The organism is Vibrio sp. AND4 (genome assembly GCF_000171815.1).
GTDB lineage: Bacteria > Pseudomonadota > Gammaproteobacteria > Enterobacterales > Vibrionaceae > Vibrio.
Genome location: NZ_ABGR01000001.1, coordinates 1 through 12,777 on the forward strand (window position 1 = coordinate 1; position 12,777 = coordinate 12,777).

Below are 12,777 nucleotides of genomic sequence, written 5' to 3' on the forward strand. Positions count from 1 at the left end.
CTTTATGGTGATTATCGGTACTGTGGTACTGCAAAGTGCGACGGCTCGTCCTGTGGCGAAAGCTTTGGGTGTGGCAGAGCCATCGCCGAGAGGTTTCTACTGATTGGAGCGAATCGAGTGGCGCAAGAAATAGGTAAAGCGTTGGCGAGATACGATCGCAAAGTTCTGCTTACCGACTCGAACTGGGATTACATTAGTCAAGTACGCATGCTTGGTTTAGAACATTACTACGGTAATCCGATCTCTAGCCATGCCGATGATAACCTGAATCTTATTGGTATTGGGCAGGTGGTGGCGTTAACGCCAGATCAACACTTTAACATCATGGCTTGTATGCAATTTGTCGGCGAGTTTGGTGAAGATAAAGTCCATTGTTTACAGAAAACCAAAGCTAACGGTAGTGAAAAACATTCTGTAGCGGCAGAATATCACGGTAAATTGTTGATGGGTGGTCACGTCAGCTACAACCAAATGGCGAGCTTGTTGAGCCAAGGTGCAGAGATCAGACATACCAAGCTAAGTGAAAGTTTTACCTATCAAGATTACCTTGAGCACCATAAAGACAAGCTAGTGATCCCGCTTTTCAATGTTGAGAGCAAAGGTAGGATTCAATTCTGTGATGATCCAGACCAGTTCGCGCCAACTATGAATAGCACTGTGGTCGCACTAATTTATCCGGTTGATGCGTAATAGGCCGTAGCCAATATCAATTGACCAAACTGAGCTTAGCTACAAGGTAAAGATGGACACTCGTTACCCAAGTTTAAAAGTGTAGTGAGAGGGCAGGGTTATAAACACGGGTTATCAACATGAAGTTCTTGCCACAAAGCGAGACTCCATTTGGTTCGATTCGGTAAATGAGAGGTTTAATTTCCGAATTTTCGCATTGACGTTAACGGCGAGGATCGCAATACTGCGCGACTGTTTTATTCTAGGGTGACGACATGACTCCGCAATTTAATCGCAAAGACTTACATCTTGACGCTGTTTTGCATCATGACATGAGCATGAAAAGCAAAACGGCGGGCTTTGAGTCAGTTGAATTCGAGCATTGTGCTTTGCCAGAATGTGACTTTAGCGCCATTGATCTCTCTCGTACATTTCTTGGCCATCAATTGGCGCTACCATTTTTGATTAGCTCTATGACAGGTGGTGCAAAAGAGGCAGAAACCATCAATTGCCGTTTAGCTGAAGCGGCGAGTGAAATGGGTATTGCGATGGGAGTTGGCTCACAGCGAGTGAGCTTGGAAGACAGATTACATTCGGGCTTGGGTAAAACCATTCGTGATCTCGCTAAAGGCATTCCTTTGTATTCCAATCTGGGCGCCGCGCAATTGAGAGACAGGCAAGGTTTTGATAATGCTCATCGTGCTGTTGATTTTATCCAAGCGGACGCCCTATTTGTCCATCTAAATCCGATGCAAGAAGCTTTTCAGAAAAATGGTGACCACGATTGGATTGGTGTACTTAAATCAATTGAACAGCTCAAACTGCGTCTCGATATGCCAATGATCATCAAAGAAGTGGGTTTTGGTATCAGTTGTGTGGTTGCCCGACAACTTGTCGAAGTTGGCGTGGATGCGATTGATGTTGCTGGCGCTGGTGGCACAAGTTGGTCTGCAGTTGAAGGTTACTGCCAGACCGACAGTAAAATGCAACGCGCTGCAGAGTTATTTCGTGACTGGGGTATTCCAACGGCTACGTGTTTAGAGCAAATACGTAGCCAATACCCTGACTTACCTTTGCTTGCATCTGGCGGTGTATATAACGGACTAGAAGCTGCTAAAGCGATACACCTTGGCGCTCACCTTGTTGGGCAAGCTGGTGCGGTGCTTAAAGCGGCAACGATTAGCACAGAATCTGTCATCGAACATTTTGAACAGATGGCGTTAGAGTTGCGGTTAGCGTGTTTTGGTACTGGATCTGTGAATCTTCAAATGTTGACTCAGGCTCGTCGCCTTTAAAGTCGACTCTTTACAATGACCTATTTTTCGATGCAGTTAGGTTCAATTTATTGGATTTCGGCTCTTTTACGGAGCGATAATCGATAAATTGTCGTTGGCTTAACACGAGCAGTGATATTTTGGGTATAGTTCATTCATCAATTGAAAGTGGAACTTAAATTTATGAAAAAATTGGTAATGCTACTGCTAGCGGCAACAGCGCTAACTGCATGTTCTGACGAGGTCGGCACAGAAGCTTGGTGTAAGGACATGCGTGAAAAGCCAAAAACAGAATGGACAACGGACAGTGCGGTTGATTTCGCGAAGCATTGTGTTTTGCAAGATGGCGTGGGTAGCGAGCAGTGGTGTGAAGATCTAAAAGAAAAACCGAAAGGTGACTGGACGGCAAATGAGGCCACAGGTTTTGCCAAGCACTGCGTGTTCTAAGCGAAAACATCAACAAAAGGAAAGCCGAGCATTTTGCTCGGCTTTCTTGTATCTGCTTATTGCTCACAATGTATTGTAAGCCTGATATTATTATTTCACTTGGTCTTAATGGGCTGGCGCGATTGTATTTATATTCAATAAGGTAAGAGCCAAAATGGGAGTGTTTGACTGTTAATCGTCTACGTGACAATGAAAAATATGACAAGCTATAAGCGGAATCAGTTCCAAAATACACTTCACGACTTCTTCACTTTTTTCTAATTACTCTCAAAGGAATTGAGTTATGTGCCTCATCCAAAGCGTTTCATCGTTTTAAGCGAGAGATTCTTCAGCATATAAGGATTGATGAATCGAGGCTTCTGTTTGAGCAATTACCTCAAGATCACAACAAAATGACATAGGCAGTATGTAATATTGCAAATTTTAGTCTAACTTTTAATTGTCACTGACTGCGTAAGTACCAGCATAGCAGTGAAAATTGGTCATTATGTAAACAAAAGGCCGTTAATCAAGCACAAAAAGGGACATTATGTCTGACAGATACACCTCAATGATCAAAGAGTTTTTTCAAGTTTTCGAAGCGCTGAACCAATATGTGTTCGATTCTTTTGGTGAAATGGCAACATGGGAAACAAGGCTAGTAAGGCTTGATATCAATCAAGGTGGCAAGGAACAATCGTATGACGCGGAACAGGTTGCAACCATGCTCAACTTTTCCAAAGATAACATACAATCATTCCTGGTGGTTAATAGCTTCTTAAGCAATAACCTTTATGATCTCATTGGCAATCGAGACTATGAGGATTGGGGGACGGATGGTCAGCGTCTTCAAGTGAAGTATTCCGATCGAACCGTTGAATCTTTTGATGCTGAGCAAATAGCACCGCTGATGGGGCGTCGTATTTACTTCGAATGGACGTTTGAATCATTACAGCGTACTTACGATGATATGATGGCAATCAGTCAACGTCGAATTGCCTGATTCTCATAACGTTTAATTAAACATAGATGCTGCTCATTGTATGAGCTAGTTGTTCAGAGTTCTGGTTTCCTGTTCTCACAACTCTGTAATTAAAACCATATGGTTAAATATGTTGTGATTATTAGCCATTTACTTGTAGAAGGACGAATGATGAAAAAGACAATTTCAATCACGGTGTTAGCGATGGCACTAGCTGGCTGCGATGACGCGAGCAAAACCATTGATCAAGCACAAGAATCCGCTAACAAAGCGGTTGATACGGTTCAAGAGCAGGTCGGGACACTTGAAGAAAAGATGGATTCAGTAGAAGAAATATTCAACCTAGATCAATTTGGTGATGCTTCAGAATCTGCAAAAGCGTTGGCGACATCGGTTGAAGAAGCAATGAATGTAGATTTTAGTGATCCAGAAGCATTGATTGCAGTAAAGGATCGCATTGCCAATGCGTACGCTTGTCTGGTGGAATCATCCCCTGAAATGACGGTTGATAAGGTAATGGAGAAAGTGATGTCCTCTATCGATAGCGCAGATGTCAAATCCTTAATCCAAGAGGGGATTGAGAAAGCGCAATCAGTAAAAGAGTGTGTAATGTAACTGGTACTCCTAGTTACTTTTCTTATCAATGGCGGAGTGTTATGAATCGAGTTCACCCCAAAAAGCTACTCCAGAGCAAATGGACAGCAGCAGAGCCTGTGAACAAAGAAAAGCACTTTATCATTTCAGAAATGGAGTTTGATGAAGAAGGCAATGTCGTAAAGTGTGTCATCGAGGCAGTCATGACGAAGCGAGAGCGAGTATTAGACTGGCATGATTTAAAAGACTCACAAAAATGGCAGCAGGGGTGGAAATAAACTTGTTGCGCATAACCAAAACGAGATGGAGTTAGAAAAGTATTCAAAATCAATAGGCTTGTCTTGCAGACTTTGCTATTAATTGACGTTTGATTTACTTATTTTCTGAGGTAGCTCCATGATCGATTTTGAAAACTCATCAATATTCAAACTTAAGCCGATTGAAGCATCAAAAGTGCGCGACGACTTCCATAAATTCTTAATTGATGGAGAACGTATTTTCGCGGGCTTCAAATCGGTTCGCGACCAAGTCGTGTTCACCAACAAACGTGTGATCTCAGCGAATGTGCAAGGGATTACAGGTTCAAAAGTGGATTATACCTCTTTACCATACAGCAAGATTAATGCTTTCTCGGTTGAAACGTCAGGCTCGCTGGATCTGGATTGTGAAATTGAATTGTTCCTGAGCGAAGTAGGGCGAGTTCGATTTGAGATCAGAGGATCATTCGATCTCGTTTCTTTCAACAAAATGATCAGTGAGCATGTCCTCGCCTAGATATTTTTTAAACTGTTGTATCCATGCGACTTCAAGTTACACCAAAAAGAAAAAATACAGAAAAAAAACGAAGGCCAGTAAGGTTGCCGAAAGTACCGGGTAAATGATGTAAGAATCATGGTTACTGGTCCGTTGGTAGCAAAATGAAACCAGCAAGACATTGTAAACCACGAGCAGCAGACTGATCATGGTACCGCTGTTGAGATTGAGGTTTGATAGTTGTGTGAGAAAAAACGCCAGCAACAGGTAGTCGAAAATGATTAGCCAGAGAAACGCTTTTTTGAGCGAATCATTTTTTGATTTATTGGGCGCGGTGGATACAGACATATCGAACTCAACTAAACAAATATCAGCAATATTATCGTGGGGGAAAGGTCACTCAGAAGATAGAAACTGGCGACCTTTACAGGCTATAGATCTTGAATCTGAGTTTTGGTGTCATTAGGGTCGGTCGAATAACGAATCACTTCTTGCCTAATCACGGGTTGGTTAAACTGCGCTTGCTGTTTCGCTTTTTGTAGTTCGCTGCCTTCTTGACCGCCGAAAAAGGTCTCCAAAACTTGTGCTGCTGGTGTGGTCAGAATAAATAACTCGATTCGGCGGTTCTCGCTGGAGTCGGGTTCTTCGCGGTTAAGCAGGGCGCGATCCGACATCCCTGTTACTTGCATGACGCGATCATCTGGCATGCCACCTTCCACTAAGGTGTTTCTTGCCACATCGGCACGGGAAGCTGATAGCGCCCAGTTCGATTTTCGACCAACACGCTGCTTGAACGGTGTCGAGTCCGTATGACCACTGATGATAAGTGGGTTGTTAATGCGTTCGAACACAGGAGCAAGCGCAAGTAGTAAATCCTCAAAGAAGGGGGTTAACTCTGCACCACCACGGTTGAACATGTGCTGCATGTAGTCATCTTGCAAAACAATGCGCAGGCCTTGCGGTGTGATAGTGACATTAACGTTATCTTGGGCGCTGATTTGCCCTACGACTTTATCGATCACTTTCGCAAGCAGAGCAAGCTGTTCTTGAGTATCGAAATTGCCTGGGATGAGCGAGTCCATCTCTGGTCCGTCGCCATCACCTTGAAAAAAGGAACTGACGACGTGGTTAGAGTTGTGTTGACTTGGCACAGAAGAGTCCTGCGCCAAGTCGATAGGAGAGATACTTTGTGAGGTATCGAAAGGGTTGCCGTAGCTTTTATCAAAAACACTCGAGCTATGAAGGTGAGCCACGATAGCCTTGCGATCTTCCTTGTCGACCACTTGCATGACCCAAAGTACAAGAAAAAGTGCCATCAAAGCGATCATGAAGTCGGCAAACGCGACCTTCCACGCGCCACCATGTGATTCATCATGGTCGTGTGCTTTTGCACGTTTGAACACCACATGCTCTTGTTTTTGCATTATCCCTCCTGTTCAGTTAGCCACTTCTCCATTTGATTGAAAGTTGGTTTAATGTCTAACTGAATGTGTTTACGGCCAGCGTCAATAGCGAGCAATGTTGGCTTCTTCGCAACGTAAGCAACCAAAGTGGCGCGTACACATTCGAAAGCCGTCATGTTTCGTCTAACTCGTTGAGCCATGGCGTTACTGAGTGGATCTAAACAACAGTAACAACCAAAAATTCCAATGAATGTACCGACGAGGGCAGCGGCAACATGATAACCAATCAACGCAATGGATCCATCGATGGCCTGCATAGTGATGATAATGCCACCGACTGCTGCAAGAATACCGAACCCAGGAAGAGCTTCTCCGGTACGCTGCATTGAGCGTGAAGGTAAAAGCATCTCGGTTTGAATCGATTCGATCTCTTGTTCTAACAGTCCCTCTAATTCATGAGGCGACATTTGTCCCATTGCCATTAAACGTAAATTATCGGTAATGAAAGAAATTAAGCGATGATCATTACTGACTTTAGGGTGAGCGGTGAAAATGGAGCTTTGCTCTGGTGATTCAATGTGTGAATCCAAGTGCTTAAAGCCGCGGCTACGTGCGGTTTCGAGTAGATTGTTAAGCAGCGCCATGAGCTCCATGTAATACTCGTATTCTTCACGTGGGCTAGAGATGGTCGCACGTAATTGCTGACGCATTTCTTTTAAGACGTGTGGTGGGTTACCAATGATGAGTGAGCCAACGGCTGCACCAATGATGATTAAAAATTCAGCTGGTTGCCAGATAGCGCCGAGTTTACCACCTGCCCACATGTATCCGCCGAAGACACACACCAGGATGGTAATGGCTCCAAAAAACTTTTGCATCTTTTGACTCCTATGAGGACATTAATTGATTGAGTTGTTTAAGCGCTTGTTTGTGCAACTGACAAATGCGAGGTGGCGTCAGATCAAGCACGAGTGCGATTTCATGAAGGTTAAGCTCATGTTGATAGAACAAAGTCAGCAACAGTTGATCGCGTTTGGGCATTTTTCCCAGTGCTGCGTCTAAGCTGCGTCGGATATGTTCATGCTCCATACCGTCGTATTGGCCGCCAAAGTGGCTTTCTCCACCTGCTTCCATCAATTGGTCAAGGCTTTGCATTTCGCCCGCAAGCGCTGCATTTTGACGGTTGTAATAATCTTGTTCATCTGTTCCCAATGCTTTGATGATTTCCGCATCGGTGGGCATCCTACCCAGTGCACGGGTGAGATCTCGCGTCACGTCATTGAGTTCATGTGCTTTTTGTCGGGTTTTACGTGAGCGCCAATCCAAGCGGCGAAGTTCGTCCAAAATCGCACCACGCACACGACAGACCGCAAAAGCAGGAAAGTGTGGATCGTCCACTTCTCCATAACGACGTCCTGCTTCGACGAGTGCAATCAAACCTATTTGCTGCATGTCTTCAATGCTGCAATGTGAGGTCGCATGAGCGCGCAACTGGTTTACCACGCGCTTAACCATAATTTGATGGCGTTGCAGCAGCGCATTTTCATCAATAGCGCGAGAAGGAGTATTCACTTCCTCCTCTTGGGTATAACTTTCTTGTAGGTTCATTTCCAACATAGCTGTGCTCCGCTATTGCACAACGTACTTGGTCACTAGAACATCATCGATATCACGTACGATATCGGTCTTTGCGAACGCGACCAATAAGGTCTCTTTGACTTCGCTTTGTAGGGCATCAATAGCGCCCGCCTGTTGAAGTTCATCATAGGTTTTGTCGCTAAACAGCTTGAGCAGCGAATTTTGGATCATCGGCATGTAGGCATCAATGTCCTTAATACGCTCAGGACGGCGTGTCTCCACCGCCAGTTCTAGCATCACAAAGTGGGTTTGTTTCTTGCCTTTTACAGTCAATACCAGCTTATCTAATGGGTGAAAGCTTGGGCCTTTCGTTGTTGGTTGCTCAGCAGTTAAAAAAGCCAGCGGTGAGCCCTCCAAGAAGCCACTTGCACTGGAATCGGATTCGGAAGCCGCTGAACTTTTGTTGAGATACCAAATACCGCCAACCACAGTGGCAGCGGAAATGAGGGTACTGGTGATGATCATAGTAATAAACAGTGCGATCATTTGTTGTTTGGTCATAACCTTTTTCCTCGATGATTCATTAGGCTTGAGTATTTAGCCAATGCTCTGAATAGTTTGTTGTACTAGATTTGAAGGCGTTGGTTTCATGCGCCGCGAAGATGGTTGTTTCTTCTTGAGTGCCGTCATGAGAGTGTCGCTCTTGGCCTTGATCCGAGCCAACATTGACATCCACATGGACGAAGTTTTGTTCTTGAAGTTCAGTTCGAAGGCGCTCAGACACTTGCATCAGTGCTTCACGTGTTGCGGCGGCGTTGGCGTTGATTTGCACGCTTAAACGGTCACCCTCTACACGTACTAACAAGTCCAGCTTTCCCAGCTCCGGCGGGTCGAGGCGAATCTTAGCTTCTTGAAGATTCTGTTGTGCTTGCAAGGTCACTCGGTCTTGTAACACTTGCATCATCTGTTCGCCCCATTTACCGGAACTGGTATCCACTCGAACTGCCGCCCATTCCGCGCCTTGAGTGTGAGTAACTGCAAGCGGTGAGGTTGGGTTCGAATGTTGGGTTATTGGTGTCTGTGATTGCGCGTTGGCTGCCAATGCTTGCCCCTGAACGGGTTGATTTAACAACATTTGCAAATCTGCCGAGGGAACTTTAAGTGAACTTAATGCGCTTGCTTGAACCCCATTTTGATTTTCTTGCGTATGAGAAGTCAGTATTGGATTTGCGTGAACACTTGTGCTTGAATTTGTCCCCTGCAAGGGGCTGCTTAACGATGCGTGTGTTATCTGGTTAGTTTCAGCTTGTTTACTCGCAGCCTTGCTAATCCCTTGTATTAGCGTTTGTGCTTGTGTGGCTAGATTCGCAGGTGTTGAAGTACCGAGTACAGTTTCCTCAAAGCGCTCTTCTTTGATGAGCTCTGAAGGGACGAGGTCATCGGCCACTGTCACTGTGTCAGCTTCTGTTGATGTAATGTGTGAATGTAAGTGAAAGCCAGCGATATGCTGAGTCACGGTAACAGGCACAGTGATTGGCCCCTGCTGAGTAGCCGAGGTTAAATCCACTTGCGAAAAGCCTTGTTCTGTTCGAGCGTGAGATATTTTCCCAGGTGCCGTCAATTGACTAGGTGCGCTTGCAGGCATTGAATTGGTGACCATCATTGCGTTAACTCCATCGTCATTGCAAGTTGGTAAGCCATGGCTCGTTCCTGTTGGTCGTTAACCATGTTCATCTCTTTCTCCAGTTCACTGGTGGCCTTCTCGAGCGCGGCAAACGCAGTGACATGCACCGATTTTGCCCGCTGGATCTCCGGTGCGAGTTTCGGATCTTTTAAGAAAGGCTTATGGCTAATAAGCAATTCGCGCAACTGTAAGTCGTAGCGTTTTAGTGCTTGCCAATCCGCGGTTTTCGTGGCGATTTGGATCAGCTTTGATAAGTGGCGAAATCGCTCTGGTGACACTTTATGCTTGCTGTCCAAAGTTCATCCACCCTTCTCGAATGTTACCCATCACACTTTCCACATTGTCTAAACGCGTTGCGTCATTTTGAGTGCTAGCGTAGTACAGTTCGACTTGGCAGAAATCGTAGAGTTGATGTAGATTTTCTGCGATTTCGCCACCATTCTCCTCATCCAGTGCGCTGCTTAAACCGATAAGAATGTTCATACACTTGTTGATGCCTAGTCCTTTTTCTTCGAGGCGATTCGCTGCAAGGTGGCCGCGAATACGCTCAATTTCATCGAGCAGTCCATCGATCAGCATGACGACGAGTTGGTGTGGGTTGGCGGATGCTGCTTGAGCATCAAGATCAACCTGTTGGTATGAGTCGTAGCCGGAATCCATTAGCATAAGTATTTCTCCTAAAGCGTTAGCCAAACATCGACATGGTTTGGTTCATTTGCGTCATTAAGGTGTTCATTTGAGTAAATTGAGTGAGGTAGCGGTTGTACGACATTTCGTATTTGCGTTCTAACGTGGTCTGCTTGTCTTCTATGCGATCTAAGTTAGCTTGCAGGGCGTCTTTACGAGAATTGAACGTACCAGACGAGAACTTCAAAAACGGTTCTGCCATATCATCGATTGAGTCGAGAAGGGCACCGTCGTCGTTAAACATCGCTTCAAGCGCCGCGCTGTTACTTTTTTGTGCTTGTGTAAATTTGTCTTGGTCGACGTTCATTTTGCCTTTGCGATCAAGAGTGATGCCGACTTCGCTCAAGCGCATGCCGCTATGTTCGCCACGGACTAAGCTTGTTAACTGGCTCTCAATCGACCGTAAGGTAGGATCACTGGCTAATACGCCACGAGCCTTACCTTCTTCACCAATTTTGGTGTATTCATCAATGGTAGAAACCAAAGCGTTATAGGACTCAACAAACTTATTAAGTTGCTCTTTAGTCCCCTCGCTGTCCGCACCGACATCCATCGAGATAGCGGCATCACCTGATGTTTGTGCTTTGGTGACCGTGATGTCGACACCATCAATCACGCCTTCGAAGGTATTGCTGGAGTTAGTCAGCTTAAGTCCAGTCCCTTCTGCGCCGAGCCAGATAACAGCATCTTGAGGTTTACTGATTTCTTTCGTATTCGTGAATGCATCTTCAAACCATGTTTGTCCTGTGCCAGTGGCACTGACATTGATGCTGTTGGCAACGCCGGTTTCAGTGCTAGAAAGCATGAAGTGCGTTTGGCCGTTTGAACGTACAAGAGTGGCATTCACACCAGGGTTATCTGGATTGTTATTGATTGTGCTGACCAGATCTGTGACGGTTGCTTTGCCATCACCATCGGCATCCACCGTTGACATGTCTAAGGTCATGGATTCACCATTGATGGTAAACTCTAACGTTCCCGAGGTTGGAACTTCCGTCGTAGCCTCTAGGCTTGCAGGCATACCGGCAGAAATCTGATGTGAAGTTGCCACTTTCTCGACAAAGATCTGGTAGTTACCTACTAATGCGTTGGCATCAGCATTTGCAGTGAAAAAGCCTTCCTGAGAGGTCGTTGCGGTGTTTTTGATGATGCCACTTGTACTGCTGTTCATCTCGTTTACCGCAGTTCGGAAGTCACGTAATGCACTTTCGACTTTACCAAGCGCGCTAAGCTGCGCCTGATATCGATCGGTTTGCAATTGGTAACGTTGTTGAAACGGCTGAACGTCTAACGTTGCAAATTGGGTTGCCATAGTAATTGGATCTAACGAACTCATGAAGTCGTTCCCTCTCATCTGTGTTTGGCTTTTGGTGCCAGTGATAAATAATGAATCGCAAGATGCGTGCCTGATATTAATGTTTATATAAAACAGTAACTTGCTTTATATTTTATGTGTTGGGAGGAAGTGAGCTTTCCACCTTTCAGGTTCCTCTTTCCCCCTAGTAGCTAAAGGGTTCCCATGTAAAGAGGGCGACCAAAAGTGGACAAAGGTTTAATTCAACATAGGGAGAAAAGGGAGGTGTATGATTGTCAGCATGAGGTACCAATGTTGGCGTTGACTGCTAACAACGAAAAAGCCTCCCAGATACGAGGGAGGCTTTGAGTTTGGACGAATTAAATTTGACGCTTTCCGCGTAAGTAGAGAATTTCTATTAACGCAGCAGTGACATTGCCATACCTGGCAGCTGGTTAGTTTGAGAAAGAACCGTTGTACCTGCTTGCATCAGCATTTGGTTCTTTGTCATGCTTGAAGATTCTACCGCGAAGTCTGCGTCTGTGATACGGCCTTTCGCAGCAGATGTATTCTCAATCATGTTGCCTAGGTTAGTCATCGTGTGTTCTAGACGGTTGATGTTCGCACCCAGTGCTGAACGTGCAGTACCGATTTCACCCAAAAGACCTGCGTCACCTGTTGTTCCTGTTAGATCTGTCATTGCAGCCTGAGCGTTTGCCTCAGATGTTAGGTCGCCAAGCAATAGTGTGCCAGATACACCAATTGATGCGTTGATCGCTTGTACTTGCGTTGAAACGTCTACTTTAAGTTGTTCGCCTGCTTGAGTACCAATTTGGAAGTTAACGGCTGCTGCACCAAATGTACCTGCATCTTGCAGAAGTTTGTTACCACCAAAACTCGTTGAGTCCATGATGTTCGCAAGCTCTTCACCTAGCTGCTGGTATTCCTCGTTTAGTGCCGTGCGGTCGTTCACCGATACAGAACCGTTCGAAGCCTGCGTTGCTAGGTCGTTCATGCGGTATACGATATTTGTCATTTCATCCATCGCGCCTTCCGCAGTTTGCATCATTGAGATGCCGTCTTGCGAGTTGCGCATTGCAACGCTCATGCCGCGAGTTTGAGACTCAAGACGGGTAGCAATTTGTAGACCTGCCGCATCGTCTGCTGCTGAGTTAATACGGTAACCCGTGCTCAAACGCTCCATTGACGTATTCAGAAGGTTACTTGTATTGTTCAGAGTATTCTGAGTTACAAGCGACGCGTAGTTAGTATGCATAGATAAAGCCATCTTGGTCTCCTTAGTTTTTCACTATTCTTTCAGGCTTCGGGATTCTCCCTTGCTCACTAACTAGAGGCGGTTGATTGGTTTTAATGATTAATTAGAAATTTAAAACTTTTATCGAAAAGTGCTAATTTGATTGATTTTAGTGACT

General features: G+C 45.3%; 16 protein-coding genes and 1 pseudogene. 7 read left to right on the forward strand and 10 right to left on the reverse strand.

Annotated elements, in window-relative coordinates; all coding sequences use genetic code 11:
- The 7 genes and pseudogenes from AND4_RS00005 to AND4_RS00035 form a co-directional block, all read left to right on the forward strand.
- Positions 1-690: pseudogene (locus AND4_RS00005) on the forward strand (NAD-binding protein); the annotation flags it as partial.
- A gap of 254 nt (positions 691-944) precedes the next feature.
- Positions 945-1,964 carry a type 2 isopentenyl-diphosphate Delta-isomerase gene (fni, locus tag AND4_RS00010; RefSeq protein WP_009840801.1) on the forward strand — a complete coding sequence of 340 codons (1,020 nt, stop codon included), beginning with the start codon at positions 945-947 and terminating at the stop codon, positions 1,962-1,964.
- Positions 1,965-2,126: 162 nt separating this feature from the next.
- Positions 2,127-2,390 (forward strand): DUF3012 domain-containing protein, encoded by a 264-nt coding sequence (locus AND4_RS00015; RefSeq protein WP_009840802.1) that lies wholly within the window; start codon positions 2,127-2,129, stop codon positions 2,388-2,390.
- Between the two features lie 529 nt (positions 2,391-2,919).
- Entirely contained in the window at positions 2,920-3,372 is a 453-nt protein-coding gene (locus tag AND4_RS00020; protein ID WP_009840803.1) for a hypothetical protein, read from the forward strand.
- A 150-nt stretch (positions 3,373-3,522) separates the two neighbouring features.
- On the forward strand, positions 3,523-3,966 hold the full coding sequence (locus AND4_RS00025; RefSeq protein ID WP_009840804.1) for a hypothetical protein: 444 nt from the start codon (positions 3,523-3,525) through the stop codon (positions 3,964-3,966).
- 41 nt (positions 3,967-4,007) lie between these two features.
- On the forward strand, positions 4,008-4,223 hold the full coding sequence (locus tag AND4_RS00030; RefSeq protein WP_009840805.1) for a TIGR02450 family Trp-rich protein: 216 nt from the start codon (positions 4,008-4,010) through the stop codon (positions 4,221-4,223).
- A 118-nt stretch (positions 4,224-4,341) separates the two neighbouring features.
- Positions 4,342-4,719 (forward strand): PH domain-containing protein, encoded by a 378-nt coding sequence (locus tag AND4_RS00035; protein ID WP_009840806.1) that lies wholly within the window; start codon positions 4,342-4,344, stop codon positions 4,717-4,719.
- Positions 4,720-4,755: 36 nt separating this feature from the next.
- On the opposite strand, the gene AND4_RS20370 is transcribed toward AND4_RS00035, so the two are convergent.
- From AND4_RS20370 to lafA, 10 genes are all read right to left on the reverse strand, one after another.
- On the reverse strand, positions 4,756-5,046 hold the full coding sequence (locus tag AND4_RS20370; RefSeq protein ID WP_009840807.1) for a hypothetical protein: 291 nt from the start codon (positions 5,044-5,046) through the stop codon (positions 4,756-4,758).
- A gap of 83 nt (positions 5,047-5,129) precedes the next feature.
- Entirely contained in the window at positions 5,130-6,122 is a 993-nt protein-coding gene (locus AND4_RS00045) for a flagellar motor protein MotB (protein ID WP_009840808.1), read from the reverse strand.
- Complete coding sequence (gene motA, locus AND4_RS00050) at positions 6,122-6,979, reverse strand: flagellar motor stator protein MotA (RefSeq protein ID WP_009840809.1); 858 nt, start codon at positions 6,977-6,979, stop codon at positions 6,122-6,124. Before motA ends, AND4_RS00045 begins: the two co-directional genes overlap by 1 nt.
- 10 nt (positions 6,980-6,989) lie before the next feature.
- On the reverse strand, positions 6,990-7,718 hold the full coding sequence (locus AND4_RS00055; protein WP_009840810.1) for a FliA/WhiG family RNA polymerase sigma factor: 729 nt from the start codon (positions 7,716-7,718) through the stop codon (positions 6,990-6,992).
- Positions 7,719-7,730: 12 nt separating this feature from the next.
- The gene (locus AND4_RS00060; protein ID WP_009840811.1) at positions 7,731-8,240 is read right to left on the reverse strand and encodes a flagellar basal body-associated FliL family protein; all 510 of its coding nucleotides are present in this window, start codon (positions 8,238-8,240) and stop codon (positions 7,731-7,733) included.
- A 22-nt stretch (positions 8,241-8,262) separates the two neighbouring features.
- Positions 8,263-9,342, reverse strand: coding sequence for a flagellar hook-length control protein FliK (locus AND4_RS00065; protein WP_009840812.1), 1,080 nt, complete (start codon positions 9,340-9,342; stop codon positions 8,263-8,265).
- A complete protein-coding gene (locus tag AND4_RS00070) occupies positions 9,339-9,659 on the reverse strand; it encodes a hypothetical protein (protein ID WP_009840813.1) in 321 nt (106 codons plus the stop codon). The genes AND4_RS00065 and AND4_RS00070 overlap by 4 nt, the downstream gene beginning before the upstream one ends.
- Entirely contained in the window at positions 9,643-10,029 is a 387-nt protein-coding gene (gene fliS, locus AND4_RS00075) for a flagellar export chaperone FliS (protein WP_009840814.1), read from the reverse strand. Before fliS ends, AND4_RS00070 begins: the two co-directional genes overlap by 17 nt.
- Before the next feature lie 19 nt (positions 10,030-10,048).
- Positions 10,049-11,386 carry a flagellar filament capping protein FliD gene (fliD, locus tag AND4_RS00080; protein WP_009840815.1) on the reverse strand — a complete coding sequence of 446 codons (1,338 nt, stop codon included), beginning with the start codon at positions 11,384-11,386 and terminating at the stop codon, positions 10,049-10,051.
- 376 nt (positions 11,387-11,762) lie between these two features.
- On the reverse strand, positions 11,763-12,632 hold the full coding sequence (lafA, locus tag AND4_RS00085; RefSeq protein ID WP_009840816.1) for a lateral flagellin LafA: 870 nt from the start codon (positions 12,630-12,632) through the stop codon (positions 11,763-11,765).
- Positions 12,633-12,777: the final 145 nt, after the last annotated feature.